Source organism: Mucilaginibacter sp. FW306-07-L (assembly GCF_058782065.1).
This window is the reverse complement of record NZ_JBYSXI010000001.1, coordinates 2,090,258-2,114,217: the sequence shown is the minus strand read 5'-3', so window position 1 is coordinate 2,114,217 and position 23,960 is coordinate 2,090,258. Positions and strand designations below refer to the sequence as shown.

The following is a 23,960-nucleotide window of genomic DNA, read 5'->3' as shown; positions in this document are numbered from 1 at the left end:
GCAAGGTTTATTGTAAATACAGATAATCATAGTGAACCAATGGCTTTTGATTTTTCATGCCCATTTTTTCACGGGCCTTTTCAGCACCGTACTCAGCACGGCCCAAACCAATCAGGGTGCCATTACCGTCTACCAATTTAATAATATCACCTTTTCTAAAATCAGCGTTAATAGCCGTTAAGCCTATAGGCAGTAAGCTGGTTGCTTTATCAGAGGTTAGTGCCTGTTTAGCACCATCATTAAGTTGTACAACGCCGGTTGCTGAGGTTTCTGAATGTGCAATCCATTTTTTACGCCCCGAGGCGTTTTTTTGTGGGATAAAGCGCGTATGCGGCATATCACCGTTTAATATGCTGGTTAAAATATGATCGCGGGTGCCGTTGGCAATATGCACGGTAATACCTAATTGGGCTACCTTTTGTGCCATATGTGTTTTGGTGATCATGCCGCCACGGCCAAACTGCGATTTACGCTGCGACACAAAGGCCGAAAGGTCAACCGCTTTACCGTTAACCTCATTGATGATTTTTGAGGTTTCCAGTTGTGGGTTGCCATCATAAATACCATCAACATTGGTAAGTAATAGTAAAGCCTGTGCATTAAGCATAGAGGCGATGAGGCCTGCAAGTTCATCATTATCAGTAAACATCAGTTCGGTTACTGACACCACATCATTTTCATTTACTATAGGGATAACTTGGTGCTGCAATAATATTTCAAGGCAGTTTTTTATGTTGAGATAGTGCAGCCTGTCCCTGAAATCTTCCTTGGTGACTAATACCTGCGAACATAGCATACCGGCCTTCTCAAATAATTGCGCATAGGTATTTATCAGTTTTACCTGCCCTATGGAGGCCAATAACTGCCGGGCCGCGACGGCATCACAACGGTCAGAAACCTGGATCAGGCTACGCCCCGATGCTACTGCCCCTGATGATACCAGGATCACCTCGATGCCGCTTTTTTTTACTTCGGCTATCTGCTCAACCAGGTGGGCTATGCGCTCATTGTCAGGCAATCCATCTGCGCGAGTGAGTACATTTGAGCCTATTTTTATAATAATTCTTCGATATTTAACCGGCATAGATATCTTTTTAAAGCAAATTAACTCATTTCAAGGAATATTGAATACATGAATGATTTTATTTAAGCGATATTATACTTAATTATAGCTAATTCAATTAAATTCTTATTAAAAAGAGTTTAAAATATCAATAAATGATGTGTAAACTATAATTTCTGATCGATCGTGTCGGGCTGTAAAAATTTGATATTACGCTCCAGTCCGGCAAATTTGGCGCGTTTTACGGCTGATTTCTGGAACACTTTTTTAAAGGTTTCTTCGGTTAGTTCAGTCCAGTCGGCGGCGTTGAGTGCTAACAAGTCTGGGTGAGGTGTAAAGGATGGTTCGTTATGTATTACCGAAAATTTATTCCAGGGGCAAACATCCTGGCAAACGTCGCAGCCAAACATCCAGCCGTCCATCTTGTCTTTAAAAGCCGCCGGTATCTCATTTTTTAGCTCAATGGTGAGGTATGATATGCACCGGCTCCCATCAACTACATAGGGTGCTACAATGGCATCTGTAGGGCAGGCATCAAGGCAGCGCGTACATGTTCCGCAATGATCGGCGGTGGGTTCAATATCATATTCAAGCTCGAGGTCTATAATCAGCTCGGCCAAAAAGTAGAATGAGCCTGATCTTTTATTGATCAGGTTACTGTTTTTGCCTATCCAGCCCAGGCCTGCTTTTTTTGCCCAGGCCTTGTCAAGTACCGGTGCCGAATCAACAAATGCCCGTCCACCTACATCACCAATATTGTCCTGAATAAATTGAAGCAGGTGTTTCAATTTGTCTTTTATAACATGGTGATAGTCGGCCCCATAGGCGTATTTGGAAATTTTGGGCGCATCAGGGTCAAGCTGCTTATCGCTGGTATAGTAATTCAACCCTAATGATATCACTGATTTGGCTCCATCAACAAGTAAGCGCGGATCCAGCCGTTTATCAAAATGGTTTTCCATGTATTGCATTTCGCCGTGCATGTTATTATTCAGCCATTTTTCAAGGCGTGGGGCTTCTTCTTCTAAAAAATCCGCTTTGGCCATACCGCAAAACAAAAAACCAAGCCGCAAGGCTTCGGCCTTTATTAATTTGCTGTATACTGCCCTGTTATTTAAGCTCATGCCCGGTGTTGTACCTACAAAAGTAGGTAAACTTATACAGTAAGTAAATAAATCTATAACCCCACATTTCTTTTAACGTATACTGGCAGGTTCTATTTATATTTAGCTGATATTATGCTAACCTTATAATATGCTGATCCGGAAAAGGCTCTATTTAATTACATTAATTTTCTGTTTGGCATTAACCAGTGCATTTGCAGGTGCTATTGATACCAATTACGTTGCAGACTTGTTAAAGGGTGGGGAGCAGCATACCAAAGATGGCGACCTGACGCGCTATTTAACCAGTTATTTTGTTGAGGTACCGTTAAAAGATATACCCGCAGCCAGGAAACAGGTTAGCCGCCTGCTGCAGCAATACCGGAAAAACGAAGCGCCTGCATTTGAATACTTCATTAACGGTATTATTCAAAAAAGGCTGTTTAAAAATAATATGGCCAGGGTGAGCTTTGCCCGTGCTGTTAAAATTGCCGGTAAAACAGGTAATCACTACCTGCTTTACTCGCTTCATAGTAACGAGGCTTTTATCGAAATATCAGAAGGTAACAGTGCCGGGGCAATGACTGAATATCGCCTTGCTCAAAAGGAGGCAGCCACTTTAAATGATATTAACCGCTTTATATTGCTGGCTATCAATATTTCTGATCTGTATTATAAAAATAATCTTTATAAGCAATCCCTGCAATACCTGGATCAGGCCGAGGCGATGAATGCCGCAGCAAAGTCAAATGGCTTTGATCACAAAAACTTTATTTATTTTAATAAGGCCGAGATATATTTCAGGACGGATAATCACGATTCATTAAAAAAATATCAGCGTTTATTGTTAAGCCCCGACCGCGGCCCTACAGGTATTTATGAATTCAGGAAAAGGGTAGCATACTTAGAGGTTATAGCTGATGGTAGTTATATAAGGGCTATTGACGCGATCAATACATTACGTACAGATAAAAAATATCCGTTTGACAATGAAGATTTGATCTACCTGGCTGATGCCTACTACAGAGCGGGGATGAATGATTCGGCAAAGGTTACCATCAGCGCTGTGCTTAAAACCATTAATAATAATTATAACCCCTTTTTAACGCATCATCTGTATCAGATGCTCGGGCAAATAGAACTCAAGAGTGGCAATACTGCTGAGGCATCCAAAAACTTTAGCATAGCATTGGCCCACCTGCAAACGCATGCCGAACGTATGGTACAGGTAGCTAACATATCCTCGCAGATGAAGATAGACCGTATAGCGCAGGATTTTATCAGGAAGGAAGAAGAGTACAAAAGACAACGCCAGATGTTGATTTTCGCTGTAATTGTATTTGCGTTGCTGGTAGGCATCATTATTATGTTTTACCGTAATGTTCGGCAAAAGCATTATTATGAAAAGTTGTTATTTACAGCTAAGCACCAGGAACTGGCCTTTATCAATTCGCACGAGGTACGCCGGTACCTGTCGAACATTTTAGGTTTGGTGGGTTTGCTGCAAAGTTATAACCTGACTAAAGAGGAAGCCGACCGGATCATTAATGATATAGATACTTCAGCAAAAAGCCTTGACGAAGCCATCAAGAGCATCTCCGAAAAATTAGACAATTGACCTTTACTGCCTACGGAATACATCATTAAGCATTTTTTAGCTGCTTAATGCAGGTATTGGTATGGGCTTTGCTCAAAGGTTAATTAGTTAATGAAGATACGTTTTAGATTATTGCCAATAGCAGATGTTACGACAAATAGAGGAATTGCCGGCGCATGTGCTTGGATTGCACGCCGTAGGAGAGGTAAATAAGAAGGATATAAGTATGGTACTTGCGCCTGCGGTAGCGCGTTTTTTTAGCACCAACGGCGAAATTAACTACCTGCTTGTTGCCGAAAGTAGTGTTTGGAATTTTACAACAGGTGCAATGTTTGCCTATTTGTTTCTGATCCTTAAATATTACACCAAATGGAACAAGGTAGCCGTAGTTGCTGATGATAGCGGCGTGCGAACGTTTACAGCGATATTCCGTTTTTTGATACCAGGAGTTTCAAAACGTTTTTATTTAAGTGAGATGGATAAAGCGATACAGTGGATAGCTAAAAGAAATACAAATATAACTACCTATGATAACTGAAGAAAACGATCAAAACACCGACCCGAATGAGGCTCAATCAGGGGAAGATAACCATGCTGATGAATTAGCGAAAGGCAATCAGCCTAATGTGCAAAAAAAGCCCGACGATGAACGGGTACATACGGTTACACCTGATAATGATAGCGGAGATCCAGGCCCGCCGGTTGAAGAAAGAGATAGTAATTAGGGCTTATGCCCTAATTACTATCTCTTTCTTAGTTTGGTAAGCAACCCTCTGATTTTTAATTGTTTTAATATACTACGTATTTTACGTTCATTGCGGCTGCCCGCGTCAAGCGTGTCAAAAGCGAAACCGGCCGCTGTTGCATATACCGCATGATGAAAGGCATCAATGGCTACTGCTTTCGGCTCTTCCTCGTTTACAGGAGCCGCAGCATTATACTTTGGCAACATTACCAAAGCTGTACCCCATACGGCAGCAAAATGTACCGCGGTGGCGGGTAAGCCTTTTAAGCCCGTAAGTGATATAAGTCCGCGCGCTACACCCCAGGCCGTGCCGTAAGCCCAATGAATTTCCTGTGATACCTTTTCTTTTTGTTCCTCGGTAACTGGCTCTATATCGGCGGTTTCCTTAACAACTTTCAGTGTAGCATCACTTGGTTCGCGTTTGGTTATTTTCATTTCAATTAATTGCGATAATGTAATAGCGGCAGTACCCGCTAAGCCTGCAATTATGCCTTTACCGATGGCGCTGCCTAACTCTCCGAGTAAATTGTTTTGATGAATTTTCATAATATTTTTCTTTATAGATGTAGCTGATAAACAAATAATTTCTATGATAGGTTTAAAAAACATCTGATAGAAATATTACTATAGGTTGTAATAGATGAAGTCCGTATTTGAATTTTAAAAATTTATAAAAGGGAATTTAACGACAAGCAGTAATAAGAATATTATGTCAGTAACACGTAAAATACAGAAGTTTAAACATGCAATCGATTTTTTATTAGGTACTTTTGTTCCGTAAAAAAATTAAAGCCGCCCTTTATAGGCAGCTTTTTAAGATACTTCTTTTGGTTAGAGGTGATTGTTTTAGAGTGATTGGTTCAGGCCGGGTTTTTCCCGGCCTGAGTTTTTTCAGGCCACCGTGGTATTTATTTTAATGTTGCCTGTAAGTATTTTATGAATAGGGCAGTGGTCGGCAATTTGTAAAAGCCGGTCAATTTGTTCCTGTATCAATTCGCCTTTAAAGCTGAGCAGTCGTTCAATCAGTATACCCTCTTCGGTTTTTAATAGCTCCAGATCAACAGCTATTTCGTCAACTATCCACATTTTCCGGTCAATATACATCCGCAGGGTTATGCTTGTACAACTGCCAAGGCTGGCCAGTAATAACCCAAATGGGTCCATGCCGGTATCAGCGCCACCTTTGTCTACAGGCTCGTCTGCAATAATAGCATTGTTTCCGCTGGTTGTTATGGTTTGATAGTTTTCTTTACGGGTGACAGACCTTGCAGTAAGTACTGATTGTTTTTCCTGAGTCATGCAATATGATGTTTACTGAGGTCTAACCCGAGAATCAACCATTTTGTTGGCTTGCTTTAAATGATGGTGTTTATTATGATCTTATTAATAGAAGTCATAACATCTTAACGAGCCATTGAACTTATAGTTACCATCACCATTACCCGGAGTTTCATACACTACGCTGCCCTCGGTGGTGCCGCTGGTGCCGCCGTAGCTTAGTTTTGACATTGGCACATCATGGCTTACACCTACACGCAATTTATTATCGCTCTCGCTATGTTTAAGTATGTCAAAAATAAAGGATACCACCACGGCACTTGGCCCGTTGCCGCCACCGCGGTACCATAACCCTGCGTTAACACTTCTGCGTTTGTACTGCACGCCCGCGCTGTAGGAGTTGATATTGCTTTGCTTGTAAAACACGACGGATGGTATAACGAATGATTTTTCATAATCGTCCAGATTATCATATTTATTCAGATCGTAGCGATAACTGGCATGCGCGGCTATCCGCATAGGTAATTTAACAGGTGTGCCGGTAAATGATTCGTTTGGCCGGTTAACGTGAAACGCGGATGCACCAACCATAAAACCGCCCGTTACCAGGTTAATGCCCAAACCGGAGTCGAAGTAAAAGCGGCTGTTATAAGCTAACAGGTCAGCCGATGATTGCTGGCCGGGAATAATGCCGGATGTTGGGTCGATCTGATCGCCGAAAACAAGCTTGCTCATATCAACCGACCGGTTGGTAGCACCCGCCGCTAACCCGAAAGACAATACATAATCATCAGAACCTACACTATATGAGTAAACGCCCATGATGCTGTTTTTACGCAGGTAGGCAGTTCCTTCGCTGCTTCGGGTAAACATTACACCAAAGCCGCCGCCAAACCGGGGAATATTAAAGTCAACCGTAGCCGACAAATAATTCAAATTACCCGGAATGGTAGTATATTGATTACGGTAGGTGAGGCTCATACGCATTTTACCCTCAAACTGCCCGTTTAATGCCGGGTTTAAATATACCGGTGCATTAAAAAATTGCGAATATTGATGATCCTGCCCCAGGCCTTTAATAGCGGTAAGCATAAAAATAAGAACCAATAATTTGCTATGTATTTTCATTTATAGTAGAAGTCTTACTTTATCTTATCAAGTTAATTACCCCGTTACGCTTGGGTGCCGAATTGCTGTTGTACGACATGCCTTTCCATTCCGTGCCGTTTATAAACGTGGCTGATACCTGCCATATATAAGCGCCCTGTGGTGCCGGTGTGCCTTTATAGGTGCCGTCCCAGCCTTCAATAGGTTCGCCTGTTGCGCCAAGTTTGTCGGTTTCCCAAACCAGTTGACCCCACTTATTGAAAATTTGCATGCGCCAGGTTTTTATACCGGTACCCTTGGCCATAAAGGTTTGCAGCACGCTGCTGCTATTTGATGGTATAAAGGCGTTTGGCAAATACAGAGAGCCCGGCGTGCCTGATATTTTCACTTCTTTAACAACCGGAATGCTGCTACATAGTGTACCATCGGCATTGCGGCGTGTTACGGTTAAAGTAACGGTGTGTGAACCTATGTCCGTTTGCGGGTAGGTATATTCAGGGTTACGCTGGTTTGATGTGGCACCATTGCCAAAATCCCACAGCCATTCACTCGGGTTACCCTCGCTATCATCCCTGAAAGAGAAATGATAATCGGGTACAAAAATTTCCTGGCCGGGCAAAACGGTAAAATCAGCCTTAAGCGCTGGCCTTATCACCACCGGCTGGGTAATGTTATCGCCGCAACCTAATGGATTGGTAATAGCTAATTTTACATTGTAGGTATTGCTTGTAGTGTAAACATGGCTCGGAGCCGGATCATTTGAAACTGGCGTTCCGTCACCAAAATCCCAGGCATAAATGTAGGTTGCGTTTACCGCTTCAACTGTCGTGAATTTAACAGCATTGCCACAGTTTTCTGTCGCGCTGGTAAAGGCGGCAACCGGTGTATCAAATATAGTGATCTGGTTAGCTGTGTAGCTTGATGGAGCGGCATCGCCGCAATCACCGTTTGTAGCGGTAACAGTTACGTTATATTTTCCGGGCTCGGTAAATTTAAATGGCGATGCGCCAAGCGGTGCGCCGAATTCACGGTAAGGCGTGGTATTGTCATCCTTGTAAATTGTATAACGATAGGTAGTGCCAATTGAACCATTTTCAAATATTACTTCCTCATTAACGCAGGCTTGTTTGGTTCCGCCGCGTATGGTCATAACCGAAACGCCGGATACCGACACATTTACAGGCCACCTGAAAGGAATTGCTGCCGAAGTACCGCAACGGTTGGTAGCGATCATGTTCAGGTAGTAGGTAGTTGTTTCAACTGGTACAACTTTAAAAACGGCGTCGGTTTTATCGTTTTTAGAGATCTGATTAGGCGTGGCTATGCTGGTAGCCACCAGGTTGCCATCTTCATCCTCTAACCGGAACAGATACGTTTCGTCGCTGCCGTTTGAATTATTTTTAACCGTTAAAGTAAATGAACCGCAATCCACGGATGATCCGTTGTCGTTTGTTTTTACAGGTGCATTCGCTATGAGCGGCACAGGCCTTGAAGGTTTTATGCGGATAGATTGTGCCGGGGTTGTTACAGGTGAACATGAGTTTTGCTGCATTAGCGTTACCTGGTAAATACGGTCGGATCCATCTCCATTGGCAAAGGGCTCGAACGTGTGTGTAAACTCGGTCTCGTTTTTTTCAACCTGTCCGTTACCATCCCCAAAATCCCATAAAAATGTACCGGTTGTTGATGGCGATGTGTTTCTGAAAGTGATGATGGTTGATCCGCAGCCATAGTTATTGCCTACAATTTCAAACTGCGGGCGTGGAGTAGGGTCAACCCTCACGGTAAGGCGGTGGATGTTACCGGTACAGTTACCGTTTATCGGTATTATCTCATACACAACCGTACCAACATCTGTCGAACTGTTTACCAAAATATGGTTAATGGTTTTTGAAGTTCCCGATGCTGTAAAGCCGGATATTGATGGTGAGTTGCTTACCACTTTCCATTGGTAGGTGCTTGTGGCAACCGGCGACGTAATGGTATAATTAAGCGCGGTATTAGTACATATATTTTTTGATGTCGGGCTGGTAATATCATTTACCGGCTTTATAGATACAATCAGGGGTGATGATTCGATAGTTTCGCAGCCGCTGATATCGGTAGTGATGGTAAGCGTTAACGTAGCCTGACCTGCGGCTATTTCCGCTGCTGTAGGCTTATAAGTTGTTATAGGATTGTTTCTGTTGCCGAAGGTGCCGTTTGCATCAGCGCTTTTCCAGGTCAAGGTATTATAGGTTCCGGCGGTTAGGTTAGCATCCAGATCAGATACACCATCAGGACAGATCAGCGCGGTAAATTTAGGGTCAAGCTGCGGGGCGTTGCGCAGGGTGATCCGCTGTGTACGCTCAACAACAGTTCCGCAACTGTTCACGTGCCTTACTTTAATTTCATATCTGCCTGCGCCATCAAAACGGATAGTTGGATAGCGTGAGTTTTTTGTACTGTTGTTTATAAACACAGGCTGCGCTGCCCCCGCAGGTATGGTAGGGAAGGTCCACTCATAATTGGGCGATTCATTTTCGGCAGTACCGGTTATCACGGTTTTTGTTTTGCCTGCTGTTTCATTAAAAGGAATATCAAGTTTTACCTGGCAAATGGTAACATCGGGTGAGAGGGTAACGGTTGGTATAGCATCAACCATGATCTCCTGAGGGGCGGATTGTATGGCATCGCAGCCTGCTGTCATGGTTAAGCGTACAGAATACTTGCCTGCTTGTGTAAACCTGAACACCGGGTTTGCGCTTGTTGCGCTTGTATTTGCCGTATAAGTAACACCGGTGGCCGGGGTAACTGTCCAACGATAGATAGGGGTTATGGTTGTACAGGTACTTGTATTGTCAAAGGTTGATGTGTTAGTTACCGCTATGTTATTGTCGGTACAACCTATAGTAGGTATAGTGAATTTTGGCACCGGTGGATTTACGATACAAATAGATGCTGAAAAATCTGCAACCTCGCATTTATCATTCGCGCTTGGCTGAAAAATCAGCGTTACGGTATGTTGCCCGGGCGTGGTAAATACGTGTGTAATACGGTCGTTGATCTTTTTGTTCTTTAGTTCGGTACCGTCATCAAACCGCCAGGTATATAATGCATTTGGGTTAGCGCATGAACCTGTGCTTGAAGTTGGGCTTTGGCCCGGATTTGAGATGTTGTCAAATTCAACCGCTTTGCCAACACATCCGGTTAAAGGTGCCTGGAATTTATTTACCGCAGGCTCCAATACCTGTGCAACCTGTGGAGATGTAGTACCAACATTACCGCAATATGGATTTATGCTCTGTAACTCAATTCTGAAAACACCTCTTTGACCACCGCCGGCATCAAAACCACATGACGATTTTTCATAGGTATGCGTAAGCCTGCCGCTATTCGCTATAATTTCAAATAAGCTGAAGGTTCGTGTTGGTGTGCCATCGCCAAAATTAATGCGGTATGTTAATCCCGGAAAGTTGTTTTGTATGCCTGTATTTGATTGATAATCAATAAAATAAGGAAGTTCGGTATTGGAATTTTTACATACTACGGTGCCACCATCGGTACCCAAATTGGTAAATACTTTATTATTAATAAGCGGGTAGCATTTGGTGGCTACTACAGTGCCCGTTACCGCCTTTACGGTAATGGTATAATTGTTGGTTGCTGCAGTAAAGTTAGCATTGGGCGAAAAGGTGAGGTTGGCAACGGATGCATTAGTAACTTCATTAAATACACTGGCGGTTACCGTGGCGCCTGCTGTTTCATTACTAAAGTTATAAACCCGGTTATTTGCACCCTCACAAAGCCCGAATATATCACGGTACTGCGTACCGGATGTGTTTTGCAGGTAGGCCGATGAACTGATTGCGGCATTGAAACCGGCCGTAGTAACGATTGAAAAGGAGTTTGATACGGTACTTGTAACATCAGGTTTATTAGGACTGCGGGCAACTACTCTTACTTTGTAATTTGTACCCGCACTTGTGGTATTAGGTATGGTACCATTAACGTAAGAGGTGTAAAAGCCATTGAAAGTACCTAAAGATGTAGGGTTGCTACCAAAATTTCCGCTCGCGTCAGACAGTTGCAGCGTAAATATATTGTTTGATGTGGGAAAGTAGCCTGTAGTAAAATCAATTTTAAAGGATACGCCGATGCTTGAGCCCCGCCCGTATGGCCCGGCATCAACCGGGCGTAACGTAATGGTTTGTGCCAGTGCAGCGGCTGCACTTCCAATTATAATACTCAGTAAAAGAATAACTCGGGTAAGGTGTTTATTCATATAGCTCCGTAAAAAACAATTATGCCTGCCGGTAAAATGTTGTATTTTACACCTGGCAATGGAAAAGCAGATTTGTTTTTTGTACGGAATTAAAGCTGAATAGTTACGTTTTTAAGCTATCAGGCAAAGAAAAGATAACATACTAAGATAGCGGTGATCACCCCCGCCAGATCAGCAAACAGCCCGGCCGGGATAGCATAGCGTGAACGTTTAATACCTACCGAGCCAAAGTAAAGCGCTACGATATAGAAAGTGGTATCGGCCGAGCCGTTAAAGGTGCTGGCTAAGCGGCCGGCAAAACTATCGGTACCAAACGTTTTCATGGTATCGATCATCATGGCCTTTGAGCCTGAACCGCTCAGGGGTTTCATATAAGCAACCGGCATGGCATCCACAAAGCGGGTGTCAGCATTAAATTGCATAACCACCCAGCGTACGCCGTCGTTAATATAATCGAGCGCGCCGCAGGTTCTGAATACACTGATGGCTACCAGCATGGCCACCAGATAAGGTATTATTTTAACCGAAGTTTCAAAGCCGCCTTTTGCCCCTTCAATAAAAGCGTCGAATACATCGATCTTTTTGCGCAACCCACCCAATATGATTACAACAGGAATCAGGAACAGCAAAAAATTACTGGATACTTTGGATAGGGTAGTAATTTCTTCTTTACTCAGGTAAGTGGTTACGTAGAACACAAAACCGGCTATAAAAGCGGTAAGGCCGCCCAGCCAACCCAGTATCACACGATTAAATAAATTTATTTTTTGTTTGATGGCTACCGCGATTATGCCTGCTACAGTAGCTACATAAGTTGCTATAATGCATGGTAAAAGCACATCGGCAGGATCGGCGGCACCTAATATGGCACGCTGCGCGATGATGGTAACCGGTAGCAACTGCAAGCCTGAAGTATGCAGCACCAGGAACATGATCTGCGCGTTTGAGGCGGTTTCCTTATCCGGGTTAAGCTCCTGCAGGCTGCCCATGGCTTTAAGACCAAGGGGAGTAGCCGCGTTATCAAGCCCGAGCATATTAGCCGAAAAATTCATCAGCATTTGCCCTGTAGCCGGATGATTTTTAGGTACACCCGGAAATAGCCGCTGAAAAAACGGGCCTACAATACGCGAAAGGAAGTTGATGGCACCCGCTTTTTCGGCAACATTTAATATGCCGAGCCAAAAAGCCATGTTGCCTATCAGCGGCAAGGCAATATCCATTACCGATGATTTTGAGGAGTTGAAAACACCCTCGACCATTTGCTGAAAGATCTCTGTATCACCTAAAAAAACAAGTTTAATGAGCCCTACAATAAAGGCTATCACAAAAAAAGCTATCCAGATGTAATTTAAAACCATTCGTTATTTTGATACAGTTGGTGAAGATAGTGTTTTTATTAAAAACTTAAATAGAAGGTGAGTATTGGCTTCACTGACATATAAAACCATCATAATAAAAACATAAAGTGCCTCATATTACCGCATAAAACTGTTAAATTTCTAACTTAGTGCAATAATATAATTGCATTATGCCTAAAATAGAACTTTCGCGCGTTCATGGCAATTATGGCTTTGAAGCGCATGACGAGAACGGACACACCGTACGTATGGATACCAGCCCCGAAAGCGGCGGTGATAATTTTGGCGTTCGCCCGATGCAGATGTTGCTGATGGGAGTTGCAGGTTGTTCTGCTATTGATGTGATCAGTATCTTAAAAAAGCAGCGTCAGGATGTGAAGGATTATAAGATGGTGGTTAACGGTGAGCGCGAAGCAGGCAAAGAGCCATCCTTATGGCAAACGGTGGATATTGAATTCCATTTATATGGTACCATAGATGCCGACAAAGCCCAGCGTGCCGCGGAGCTTTCTATTAATAAATATTGTTCGGTTGCGGCTACCTTAGAGAAAGCCGGTGCCGCCATAACGTGGCAGGTGTTTGTACACCCGGCCGAATAGTGATTCATTTTATATTCTAATTTTCTCATGTCAGATCAGTTGAACCCGATATCGGAAGCGATACGTATACAAACTTCAAAAACCGCTCAAAAAGAGCACTCTACACCACTGTATTTAACAAGTAGTTTTACTTTTGATAACGCTGAAACCATGCGTGCTGCCTTTGCCGATGAGGTAGAGGAAAATATCTATAGCCGTTTTAGTAATCCTAACGTTGATGAGTTTATCAACAAGATGTGCGCCCTTGAAGGTGCTGAAGATGGATTTGCTACCTCGACTGGTATGAGCGCGATCTTCTCATCGTTTTTCGCCCTTTTAAAGCAAGGCGACCACATGATCTGCTGCAGCTCGGTATTTGGCAGTACGTTTACCATTGTAACTAAGTTTTTCCCGAGGTATGGTATCTCTTGCACCTTGGTACCTGCTGATGATAAGGAAGCATGGGAGGCTGCCGTACAGCCAAATACCAAAATGGTATACCTGGAAACTCCTACCAACCCGCAAATCGGTATTATTGATTTGGAGTGGGCGGGGCAGTTCACCAAAAAGCATAATATTATTTTAAACGTTGATAATTGCTTTGCTACGCCAGTTATACAGCGACCTATTGATTTTGGTGCCGACATTGTGATACACTCCGCAACCAAATGGATTGACGGGCAAGGCCGTGTGCTTGGCGGTGTTATTGTTGGCCGTACCGATTTGATCAAAGAAATTTACCTGTATTGCCGCCATAGCGGGCCGGCTTTATCGCCGTTTAACGCCTGGGTACTTAGCAAGAGCCTGGAAACACTTGACGTGCGTATGGAGCGCCACAGCAAAAACGCCTTAAAAGTTGCCGAAACATTGGAGCAGCACCCGGCCGTATCATGGGTTAAATACCCTTTTTTACCCAGCCATCCGCAATATGAAATAGCCAAAAAGCAAATGAAAGCCGGCGGTGGTGTATTTTGTTTTGAAATAAAAGGAGGCTCGGCCGCAGGTGCTAAGTTTTTGAACGCGTTAAAAATGCTTTCGGTTACCGCTAATTTAGGTGATACGCGCAGTATAGCCGCGCATCCCGCAAGTACTACGCATTCTAAATTAACGGAAGAAGAACGCTTATCAGTTGGGATCACTCCAGGCCTGATCCGTATTTCAACCGGGCTGGAACACGTGGATGATATTATCGCGGATATAAAACAAGCTTTAGCGCAAAGCGCGATATAGGTAATTATTAAAAAAACAGCCTTGTGTATTCGTGAACAGAATGTACAAGGCTGTTTTTATTTAATGGATTATATAAATAGCTTGAATCCCTCTTGCTACAAAGTGTATTTTATAATATGCATATTAATGAATATCACAATATAGCAATTATAAGTTTAAACGTTGAATTATAAAAATGTTAACGAAAAGCTTTATACCTTATTGTTCAATGAATTAATTTTAATATTTCATCAATATTTCATCAAAATCTTAAAACTTAAAGTTGTGCGTAATTTGTGGTAATGCTGCATGGCACCAATGTTGTCCCAATTGGTCAACTCTGTAACACAGATGATACAGAGCTTGATTAATATAACAATATGAAAACAACTTTAAAAAAAGCTTCGCTGCTGTTAACAGGCGTTATGGTAGGAGGCAAACTTTTCGCACAAACTCCTGACACAACCGTTTCAACAGCAAATTATGTAGAGCCATTCTCAGGCGGCAGCAACCTGCGCACCTGGTCAGTAGGTGTACACGGTGGTATGCTTTCACCATCTTCAATACTGGTAAACATGAGCCGCCAGGATTTCAGAAGCCCGCACGAAAATATTGGTTACGGTGCTTACATCAAAAAACAAATACTTCCATCATTCGGTCTGCAATTAGATTTCCTTCGCGGTAAACTTGAAGGTGGCTTGGGTCAAACTAACAACACTACCGGCAACACACCTCAAAGCTTTAGTACCGATCTAAACTGGTCGGCAGCATTAAGCGGTCAGTTCACTTTGGCTAACATTAACTGGAGGCACAAAAAAGGCGCTATCCAACCTTACTTAACTGCAGGTGGTGGTGTTATCGCTTATCGCCCGAGCATTGTAAATGCTGATGGTTCAACCACAGGATTCAGCGATGGTGGTGGCAACATTCACAAAGTATACATTCCGGTAGGTGCCGGTGTTAAGGTTAACCTGGGTTCAGGCGTAAATCTTGATTTAGGCTACCAGATTGGTTTTGTTAACGGCGATAACCTTGATGGTTACAACTACGGCATGAACAATGATAAATTCTCTTACGCTCACGTAGGTTTAGAGTTTGCATTGGGCAGCAGCAGCAAACCACAAATGGCAACTTACAACCCGGTAAATTCAATGCGTACCGAATACTTACGCAAAACTCAGGATCTGCAAGGCCAGCTAAATGTTCAAAAAGAAGAAAACAATAAACTTCGTAATGACCTGAACACTACCAACGAAAATCTTGCAAAATTAAGTGCCGACTCTGATAAAGATGGCGTGCCTGATATGTACGACAAATGCCCTGGTACACCAGCGGGCACACAGGTTGATGGTTCAGGTTGCCCGATTGGCAAACGTGAAGTGAAGGTTTACGTAACCGAAGAGGACAAGAAAGTTGTAAAAGACGCGATTGATAACCTGGAGTTTGATTTTGGTAAAGCTACTATCCGCTCAAAATCATATCCAAGCCTTGATAAAGTAGCACAATTACTGGTTGACAAAAACTTTAGCCTGAAACTTGCCGGCCATACCGACAACGTAGGTTCAGATGCAGCTAACCTGAAACTGTCAAAATCACGTGCTGAATCAATTAAATCATACCTGGTAAGCAAAGGTGCTAACGCATCACGTGTTGAAGCTACCGGTTACGGTGAAAGCCAACCTATCGCCAGCAACAAAACTGCTGAAGGCCGTCAGCAAAACCGTCGTGTAGAGTTTACCTTATATTAATAGCTGATACACTTTATAATAAACAATTACGCCGCATGGTTAAAAACCATGCGGCGTTTTAGTATCTGGTATATTTTAGTGTACGCTGTAAAAATCGGCTATGCCACCAAAATAGGTATCCGTCCAGCCTTCAACAATATCATCATAGGCTTCATCAGGTATGTTAGTGTGCTTTAGTTCGGCAGAGGTGCCATGCTTATCGGCATGTAGTTTTATGGTTACTATTGATGGTTCGTCCTGTTCGCCAAAATACCATTGCTGTACTATCTTTTTACCTTCTTCAAACTCCATGTTCTTCCCGGAGATACTGCCATCCCACATGGAAAATTCTGTGCCGGGCTCGGCCGACATGATTGCCGGTTCGCCGGTCCAAAGTTCAATGGTAAGCGGGTTAGTTAGCGCCGAATAAACCTCTTCGGGCGTGGCGGGTATGGTATAGTATTTCTTAAAATCTTTCACGGGTGCAAGTTAGCGTTAATTAGGCTATTTTGCTACCGGCCCCAATGGCAAAACCACACGGCCGTATACCTCGTTCAATACCTGGGCAATCCCGGTATATATGGCTGACGCGCCGCATATTATTCCTTCATAACCTGCAATGTGTTTTATAGTTTCATTACCGGTAGCATCGCCCCAAACCAGCAGGCCAAATAATATCGTTAATGATCCGAATACAAATTGTAGCGCCTTACTCAACTTCAGCGTGCCGAAGAACAGAAACAAGGTAAACAATCCCCACATGGATAAAAATGCCACGAGTGCATCATTAGATGTTTTTTCGGCAAGGCCGAGTTTAGGTAAAAAATTCATCCCGACGAAGGTTAACCAAAACATGCCGTAGGAGGTAAATGCGGTAAGGCCGAAAGTATTATTCTTCTTAGCTTCAATTATACCGGCTATTACTTGCGCTGTGCCACCATAAAATATGCCCATGGACAGGATCATGGCGTTGATCTCAAAAAAGCCGGCATTGTGAATGTTCAATAAAATGGTTGTCATGCCGAAGGCGCATAAACCCAAAGGAGCGGGGTTAGCCGTACTATCAACCACTGATACAGATGTAGTTGTACTCATAATTGTAAAGGATTTTAAGGTATATTATTGGATGCCTGCAATGTATGTTTTAAAAAACATTAACCAAAATATTTTAAACTGCTGCCGTATTTTAGCGTTGTAACATTAGTTATGCAGAAACTGGTTTTACTTCGCCATGGCGAAAGTGTTTTTAATCAAGAGAACAGATTTACCGGGTGGACCGATGTTGACCTATCTGAAGAAGGGTATGCACAGGCCCGCCGTGCCGGGCAGTTATTAGCTAAGCATGGCTATAACTTTGATGCCGGGTTTAGTTCGGTATTAAAACGGTCGATAAAAACGCTTCACATCGTGCTTGAAGAACTGGATCATTTATGGATACCGGTAACCAAATCGTGGCGGTTGAACGAGCGCTTTTATGGTGCCTTGCAGGGCTTAAACAAGGAAGAAACCATCGCCAAATATGGCGAAGAACAGGTACACAAATGGCGCCGCGACCCGAATGAGCATCCGCCAGCCATAACCAAGGATGATGAACGCTATCCGGGGCATGATATCAGGTACAAAAATCTGACAGGCCGCGAATTGCCCTTAACCGAAAACCTGAGTGAAACCATGGAAAGGGTATTGCCTTTTTGGGGAGAGGTGATCGTTCACGCCATGCGCGAAAGCAAGCAGGTAATTATGTGCGCCCACGGCAATAGTTTACGTGCGTTGATAAAGTATATCGACTTACTGAGCGACGAAGAGGTAACAGACCTTGAAATACCGACCGGCACGCCCTGGGTATATGAGCTGGATGATGAATTGAACCGCATTAGGCATTATTACCTGGAATAAAAAAAAACGCGGCAGTAATTGCCGCGTTTTTGTATTATTCTTCCTCCGCGGTGTTCTTCATTTTCATCAGCAGCGCGTAAGCGTTTTTGGTGACTATGCGGGTAGTGCTGTCAATACCCGCGCCGTTGATCTCCTCACGGCTATTGTTAATTTCGCCGGTTGCCACCTCACTTATCCTGAATGTGTTGTTGCCGGTTTGTTTAAACACATAGTGTTTGTTTTGCCAGCGCACAACGGCATCCTCATTAACGGTGAGCGCTTTTTTATTTTTAACGGCCACTTCGGCATTCATGAACATGCCGGGCAGCAAACTTGAATCAAATTGCTCAAAATGGCAATGTACGGTAGCCATGCGGTCCTGGTCAAGGTTTTTGCTGATAAGCAAAATCTCCGCCTCATATTTTTTTTCAGGATGATCATTGGTATAAGCTACCAAACGCTGACCGATACGTAACTGGTTCACATCCTTTTCAAAAACATTAAGGGCAAGGTGAATGTCCTTGGGGTTTACCAGTTCAAAAAGCACATCGGTAGGCGAGGTGTACTTACCTATGTTCACATTTACCTTGGCCACAAAGCCATCAATAGGCGATAGTATATTTACACTTTTTGAAATATTACCCGGCGTTAAACGCGAGGGATTGATACCGATCAGGTTCAGCTTTTGGGCAAGCGCCTGCATGTTAATGCGCTGGCTTTCCATTTCTGTTTTGCTTTGCTGAAACACCTTGTCACTGCTGGCTTTGCTGGCATTAAGCTCCAACTGGCGTTTGTATTCGGCGCTTGCAAACCCAAACTTTTCCTTAGCCGAAAGATAGTCCTGCTGTAGCTGAATGAATTGCATATCCTCCAGCACGCCGAGTATTTGTCCGCGTTTTACATGTACGCCAGGCAGCAACTCGGTGCTTTTTAAATATCCGCCTAAAGGGAAGCTTACACTGATGGTGCTTTGCGGCGGTACATCAATGCTGCCTTGCAAAGTCAGCAAGCCGCTTATCTGCCCGTAACCGGGCATACCGGTTTCAATGCCTGCATTTTTTATTTGCTGGGCGGTCAGCGTTACTATGGTGGTATCGGCTACAGGCTCATCCTGTTGCTTTTCTGCATCCTTACCGTCACCACATGCGGCAAACAGCATGGCCGTTAAACTTAATATCGAAATATATCTTTTCATTTTTGTGATGCTATAAGTTGTTTACTTTTTGCGCTTGAATAACCGCCTGGTTATAATTGTTAAGCGCATCAAGGTGTTCGCTTTTAATGTTGATGGCTTGGTCTACCAATATCACCCATTGCAGGTAATCAATTTCGCCGCCTATAAATTGTTTATCCGCAGTGGTAATAATGGTGTTGGCATTTTTAAGGCCGGTATTTTCAAAGTAATTAAGGCTGGCGGCATATTTAGCTATCTGCCTGGCTGCATTTGCCTGCTCGGTTTGTGCTTGTACCAACGCCAATTGTGTGCGCTTTTGTGATATTTGCCACTCCACCTTTGCCGCCGATGTTTTTGCCGATTGCGCGCCGAAGAACAACGGCACACTAATACCCGCGCTTACATAATTAAACCGCCTGACTGTGCCAAAGTAGGTTTCCTGGCCCTGTACTATCTGGTTGCCGGTAATGCTTTGGTTGTTGTATCCTACAAAAAACTCGGGCAATAAGCGGGCTTTCTCAGTTTTCCAGCGCCACTTAGCGGCTTCGGCCTGGTGATTTAGCAACTGTAACTGGGGCAGATCATCTGCTTTATAATTTTTTACCGGCTGTAGGAGCTTTAAGGTATCGGCAGATGGCACATAACGAACGCTATCGCCAAGCCAGGTATTAAATTGATCCAGTACGATCTCCATATCGGCAGACAACAAGCGTAATTGATTAGCTATTTGCTGGCGGTGAGCTTCGGCAGTGGTTTTTTCGAGCACGTTTGCTTCGCCTACCTTAAAACGCAGGTTGGTTTTTTTCTCAAACAGGGCATATAGGCTATCAGCATATTGCAGCAACTTTTGTTTTTGCTGAAGCGACACCCATTCATAATACAAGCGCCTTACGGTGCTTTTTACCTCCTGTTTAGTTATGGCGGTTTGTACCTGCGCGCTTAAATAGTTCTCGTTCAATGCACGGCGCTGGTTACTGTATACCGTAGGGAAGCTGATAGACTGGCTAACCGTAAATTTGGTATCATTTAAAACACTGTTTATTTGTCCGTACTCTCCGCCAATTTGTGTTTTAGGTAGATCAAAGGATGTTTTTTGCCTGATCTGTTCTGCTTTTTCATTCAGCAAAGCACCCTGTGCCTGTAAATTCTTTTGCAATGCGGTATTTACTGCCTGGTTAAGGTTTACAGGAGCAGGAGATTGCTGGGCACCGGCATTAGTAATAGTAACTACAAACAGGATAACCGTAGCAACCAGTTTTTTATTTATGCCACGCTTTTTTTCAGACAGTAAATACAAAGCAGGTAACACAAATAAGGTAAGCAGGGTAGCCGTGATCAGGCCGCCTATTACAACCGTAGCTAAAGGACGCTGAACTTCGGCACCGGCACCATTGCTTAACGCCATGGGCAAAAAGCCTAACGAAGCAACGGCAGCGGTCATTAACACGGGGCGCAGCCTGTTACGTGTACCCGTTTTAACCAATTCGAGTATATCAGTTATGCGGCCTTCATTTTTAATGCGGTTAAATTCAGATATTAATACAATGCCGTTAAGTACCGCCACGCCAAACAGGGCGATAAAACCAACACCGGCAGATATACTGAATGGCATCCCCCGTAAAGCCAGCGCGAACACACCGCCAATGGCCGAAAGCGGAATAGCCGTATAAATAAGCGCCCCTTCCTTTACCGATGAAAAAGCGAAATACAGCATAATAAATATGAGCAGCAGCGCTACGGGCACGGCAATACTCAGTCGTTTTTTGGCTTGGGTAAGATTTTCAAAAGCACCACCATAAACAATAGTATAGCCCGGCTCCAGTTTTACCTTAGCATTTACCTTTTGCTGCAACTCCTGCACAATGGATTGTACATCGCGCCCGCGCACATTGAAGCCAACGCTTATGCGGCGGCGTGTATTTTCGCGCTGAATTTGGTTTGGCCCCTCAACCTCGTCCACATTAGCTACCTGGTAAAGTGGTACCTGGCTGCCATTGGGCGTATTTATCAGCAGGTTGCGTACATCTTCAATACTTTTACGTTTTTCGCTGCCAACACGTACCACCAGGTCAAAACGTTTTTCACCCTCGTAAACCTGGCCCGCGGCAGCACCAGCAAATGCCGAGTTTACCGTACGGTTAATGTCGCTGATGTTGAGGCCGTACTTGGCAATTTCGGCACGGTTGTAATTAATAACCACCTGTGGCATGCCGGTTACTTTTTCAACATACCAATCCGCGGTACCATCAACTGTTTTGCTGATGCCACCTATCTGCTCCGCGTAGCGGGAAAGGGTATTCAGGTCTTCACCAAAAATTTTGCAAACCACATCCTGCTTGGCACCGGTCATCAACTCATTAAAACGCATTTGTACCGGGAACTGGAAACTTTGGGTAACACCCGGCACGGCATTTTGCACCACGGCCGACATTTTTGAAGCCAGCTCCTGGAAGCTTGCCGCGCTTGTCCATTCGCCTTTTGGTTTCAGTACGATGATCATATCCCCACCTTCAATAGGCATCGGGTCGGTAGGTATTTCGGCAGCGCCAATGCGCGATACGATCTTTTCTATCTCCGGAAAATTATCCTTTAATAAAGTAGAGATCTGGTTAAAGCTTTTAATGGTAGTGCTCAGGTTAGTACCCACCAGCAAGCGGGTTTCAACAGCAAAATCACCTTCCTCTAACTGGGGGATGAACTCGCCGCCCATCCTCGAAAATATGAATACCGCCACGGCAAACAAGGCAAAGGCTATGGCCACCATGGTTTTACGGATGGTGAGCGCACGGGTAAGCAGGCGTTCGTAAACGTTTTCAATACGTGCCATGACCCTGTCGGCCAGGTTAGGCTTATGGCTGATCTTTTTGCTGATGAATATGGAGCTGATCATGGGCACATAGGTAAGCGACAGAATGAACGCGCCTAATATGGCAAAGGCCACGGTTTGCGCCATCGGCTTGAACATTTTGCCTTCAATACCGGTGAGTGATAATATCGGCAGGTAAACGATCAGGATAATGATCTGCCCGAAAACAGCGGCGTTCATCATCCGCGAAGCGGAACCGGTTACTTCTTCATTGAGTTCCTGCTGTGTAAGCTGATCGGTATTTTGATATTTTTTAGAGAAATGCAGGTGATGCAGTATGGCTTCCACTATAATTACGGCACCATCTACTATCAAACCAAAATCAAGCGCGCCAAGGCTCATCAGGTTACCGCTTACGCCAAAGGTATTCATCATGATAATGGCAAACAACATGGATAAGGGGATAACTGAGGCAACGATAAGTCCTGCACGCAGGTTACCCAAAAATATCACCAGTACGAAAATCACGATCAGCGCGCCTTCCATCAGGTTATGCTCTACCGTACCAATGGCGTTATTCACCATCTTGGTACGATCCAGGAAGGGCTCTATCTCCAGTCCATCCGGCAAGGTTTTTTTAATTTCCTCAATGCGCTGCTTTACGTTCTTGATAACATCAGAGGAGTTTTCGCCTTTCAGCATCATTACGATAGCGCCGGTAACTTCGCCAATAGGATGGTAGGTTAGCGCGCCATACCTTGTGGCCGAGCCAAGCTTAACCTCGGCAATGTTTTTTATGAGCAGGGGGGTACCCGCCGATGTGGTTTTTACCACTATGTTTTCAATGTCGGCAATGCTGCCGGCCAAGCCTTCGCTGCGGATGTATAATACAGTGGGTCCTTTTTCGATATATGCGCCGCCCGTATTCTGATTATTAGCTTGCAGGGCGTTAAACACATCAGTAATACTCAGCCCCATTGATTTTAGCTGCATGGGGTTAACCGCCACCTCATATTGTTTTAGTTCGCCGCCAAAGGTTGATATATCGGCAACGCCCTTGGTGCCCAACAACTGGCGGCGCACCAGCCAATCCTGTATGGTACGCAGATCGGCCAACGAGTATTTATCTTCATAGCCGGGTTTAGGGCGCAATACATATTGATAGATCTCGCCCAGCCCGGTTGATACGGGCGCGAGTTCGGGCTTGTTGGCGTTTTCATTAATGTCTATCTGTTGCAGGCGTTCGGTAACCTGCTGGCGTGCCCAGTAAACATCTACACCATCCTCAAATACTACGGATATAAGCGAGAGGCCGAACCTCGACAGGCTGCGGCTCTCTTTTAAACGCGGAATATTGCTAAGTGCCTGCTCAATAGGAAAGGTGATCAGGCGCTCTACATCCTGTGCGCCTAATGATGGTGCTGTGGTGATGATCTGTACCTGGTCGTTAGTAATATCGGGTACGGCATCAATAGGCAGGCGGCTAAGTTCAAATACGCCATAAACTATCCATAGCGCGGTGAAAATGCCAACTGCCAGTTTGTTTTTAACTGAAAACTGAATGATTTTATTAAGCATGATTTGCCTATTAAATGATACAGAACGGGTATAAATAATAGACTGATAGCATGCAATTAATGCAGGCCATCATATTTAATACCCGATTAAGAAATAAAAGGAGGCAAATCAGGCACAGGGCGGACGAAACAAAGCCGCTAAGGCAGGATCAGGAATAAAGCACTGCCTGTATAAAGGATATGGTTTGTTTAATGCTTCAAAGTGATTTTTGATGGTGATGCTGCGAACCATCGGTATAAAGAATACATGGGCGGAATGCACATCAAGCTTTTTAAAGGGTAGCTGCATGTCGCGCTCATTGTCGTTATCATTCAAATCATCGCCCCAGTAGTGCATGGAGAGGAATTGCATCAGGCTCACGCTATTATCACGCTGTTTATGTTCGGCAAAGTGCTCAAACAAAACGGGCAGCTTTAATAGCTGATGCAGCTCGGTGTTATCGGCGGCAATAAGCAAGAGCAATATGTAAACGCAAAATTTGTTCACTGTTGCAAATGT

General features: G+C 44.0%; 19 protein-coding genes. 7 read left to right on the top strand and 12 right to left on the bottom strand.

Annotated features, from left to right (window positions below; genetic code table 11):
* Positions 1–7 precede the first annotated feature (7 nt).
* Positions 8–1,084 (bottom strand): glutamate 5-kinase, encoded by a 1,077-nt coding sequence (gene proB, locus AC3WJC_RS09245; protein ID WP_492398795.1) that lies wholly within the window; start codon positions 1,082–1,084, stop codon positions 8–10.
* A gap of 146 nt (positions 1,085–1,230) precedes the next feature.
* A complete protein-coding gene (gene queG, locus AC3WJC_RS09240) occupies positions 1,231–2,187 on the bottom strand; it encodes a tRNA epoxyqueuosine(34) reductase QueG (RefSeq protein WP_492398794.1) in 957 nt (318 codons plus the stop codon).
* A gap of 175 nt (positions 2,188–2,362) precedes the next feature.
* Here queG and AC3WJC_RS09235 point away from each other — a divergent pair, with 175 nt between their 5' ends.
* The 3 genes from AC3WJC_RS09235 to AC3WJC_RS09225 all read left to right on the top strand — a co-directional run bounded on the left by AC3WJC_RS09235 (position 2,363) and on the right by AC3WJC_RS09225 (position 4,488).
* The gene (locus AC3WJC_RS09235; protein ID WP_492398793.1) at positions 2,363–3,784 is read left to right on the top strand and encodes a hypothetical protein; all 1,422 of its coding nucleotides are present in this window, start codon (positions 2,363–2,365) and stop codon (positions 3,782–3,784) included.
* A 124-nt stretch (positions 3,785–3,908) separates the two neighbouring features.
* Entirely contained in the window at positions 3,909–4,301 is a 393-nt protein-coding gene (locus AC3WJC_RS09230) for a SpoIIAA family protein (RefSeq protein ID WP_492398792.1), read from the top strand.
* Positions 4,291–4,488, top strand: coding sequence for a hypothetical protein (locus AC3WJC_RS09225; RefSeq protein ID WP_492398791.1), 198 nt, complete (start codon positions 4,291–4,293; stop codon positions 4,486–4,488). Before AC3WJC_RS09230 ends, AC3WJC_RS09225 begins: the two co-directional genes overlap by 11 nt.
* A 17-nt stretch (positions 4,489–4,505) precedes the next feature.
* Here AC3WJC_RS09225 and AC3WJC_RS09220 read toward each other — a convergent pair whose 3' ends face one another.
* The 5 genes from AC3WJC_RS09220 to AC3WJC_RS09200 all read right to left on the bottom strand — a co-directional run bounded on the left by AC3WJC_RS09220 (position 4,506) and on the right by AC3WJC_RS09200 (position 12,515).
* Positions 4,506–5,054, bottom strand: coding sequence for a hypothetical protein (locus tag AC3WJC_RS09220; RefSeq protein ID WP_492398790.1), 549 nt, complete (start codon positions 5,052–5,054; stop codon positions 4,506–4,508).
* Between the two features lie 345 nt (positions 5,055–5,399).
* Positions 5,400–5,807, bottom strand: coding sequence for an OsmC family protein (locus tag AC3WJC_RS09215; RefSeq protein WP_492398789.1), 408 nt, complete (start codon positions 5,805–5,807; stop codon positions 5,400–5,402).
* Positions 5,808–5,891: 84 nt separating this feature from the next.
* The gene (locus tag AC3WJC_RS09210) at positions 5,892–6,914 is read right to left on the bottom strand and encodes a PorP/SprF family type IX secretion system membrane protein (RefSeq protein WP_492398788.1); all 1,023 of its coding nucleotides are present in this window, start codon (positions 6,912–6,914) and stop codon (positions 5,892–5,894) included.
* A 19-nt stretch (positions 6,915–6,933) separates the two neighbouring features.
* The gene (locus AC3WJC_RS09205) at positions 6,934–11,157 is read right to left on the bottom strand and encodes a PKD domain-containing protein (RefSeq protein WP_492398787.1); all 4,224 of its coding nucleotides are present in this window, start codon (positions 11,155–11,157) and stop codon (positions 6,934–6,936) included.
* Between the two features lie 119 nt (positions 11,158–11,276).
* Positions 11,277–12,515 carry a nucleoside recognition domain-containing protein gene (locus tag AC3WJC_RS09200; protein WP_492398786.1) on the bottom strand — a complete coding sequence of 413 codons (1,239 nt, stop codon included), beginning with the start codon at positions 12,513–12,515 and terminating at the stop codon, positions 11,277–11,279.
* A 170-nt stretch (positions 12,516–12,685) separates the two neighbouring features.
* Here AC3WJC_RS09200 and AC3WJC_RS09195 point away from each other — a divergent pair, with 170 nt between their 5' ends.
* The 3 genes from AC3WJC_RS09195 (at position 12,686) to AC3WJC_RS09185 (ending at position 16,050) form a co-directional block, all read left to right on the top strand.
* Positions 12,686–13,114 (top strand): OsmC family protein, encoded by a 429-nt coding sequence (locus AC3WJC_RS09195; RefSeq protein ID WP_492398785.1) that lies wholly within the window; start codon positions 12,686–12,688, stop codon positions 13,112–13,114.
* A 27-nt stretch (positions 13,115–13,141) separates the two neighbouring features.
* Positions 13,142–14,323 (top strand): trans-sulfuration enzyme family protein, encoded by a 1,182-nt coding sequence (locus tag AC3WJC_RS09190; protein WP_492398784.1) that lies wholly within the window; start codon positions 13,142–13,144, stop codon positions 14,321–14,323.
* A 359-nt stretch (positions 14,324–14,682) separates the two neighbouring features.
* Positions 14,683–16,050 (top strand): OmpA family protein, encoded by a 1,368-nt coding sequence (locus tag AC3WJC_RS09185; protein WP_492398783.1) that lies wholly within the window; start codon positions 14,683–14,685, stop codon positions 16,048–16,050.
* A 75-nt stretch (positions 16,051–16,125) separates the two neighbouring features.
* On the opposite strand, the gene AC3WJC_RS09180 is transcribed toward AC3WJC_RS09185, so the two are convergent.
* Complete coding sequence (locus AC3WJC_RS09180; RefSeq protein ID WP_492398782.1) at positions 16,126–16,509, bottom strand: SRPBCC domain-containing protein; 384 nt, start codon at positions 16,507–16,509, stop codon at positions 16,126–16,128.
* A 24-nt stretch (positions 16,510–16,533) separates the two neighbouring features.
* Positions 16,534–17,124 (bottom strand): acetate uptake transporter, encoded by a 591-nt coding sequence (locus AC3WJC_RS09175; RefSeq protein WP_492398781.1) that lies wholly within the window; start codon positions 17,122–17,124, stop codon positions 16,534–16,536.
* 111 nt (positions 17,125–17,235) lie between these two features.
* Between AC3WJC_RS09175 and gpmA the strand changes: the two genes are divergently transcribed.
* The gene (gene gpmA / locus AC3WJC_RS09170) at positions 17,236–17,925 is read left to right on the top strand and encodes a 2,3-diphosphoglycerate-dependent phosphoglycerate mutase (protein WP_492398780.1); all 690 of its coding nucleotides are present in this window, start codon (positions 17,236–17,238) and stop codon (positions 17,923–17,925) included.
* Positions 17,926–17,959: 34 nt separating this feature from the next.
* Here the strand turns inward: gpmA and AC3WJC_RS09165 are convergent, their stop codons facing one another.
* The 3 genes from AC3WJC_RS09165 to AC3WJC_RS09155 all read right to left on the bottom strand — a co-directional run bounded on the left by AC3WJC_RS09165 (position 17,960) and on the right by AC3WJC_RS09155 (position 23,948).
* Positions 17,960–19,099 (bottom strand): efflux RND transporter periplasmic adaptor subunit, encoded by a 1,140-nt coding sequence (locus AC3WJC_RS09165; protein WP_492398779.1) that lies wholly within the window; start codon positions 19,097–19,099, stop codon positions 17,960–17,962.
* A 10-nt stretch (positions 19,100–19,109) separates the two neighbouring features.
* A complete protein-coding gene (locus AC3WJC_RS09160) occupies positions 19,110–23,462 on the bottom strand; it encodes a CusA/CzcA family heavy metal efflux RND transporter (RefSeq protein ID WP_492398778.1) in 4,353 nt (1,450 codons plus the stop codon).
* 108 nt (positions 23,463–23,570) lie between these two features.
* A complete protein-coding gene (locus AC3WJC_RS09155; protein ID WP_492398777.1) occupies positions 23,571–23,948 on the bottom strand; it encodes a hypothetical protein in 378 nt (125 codons plus the stop codon).
* Positions 23,949–23,960: the final 12 nt, after the last annotated feature.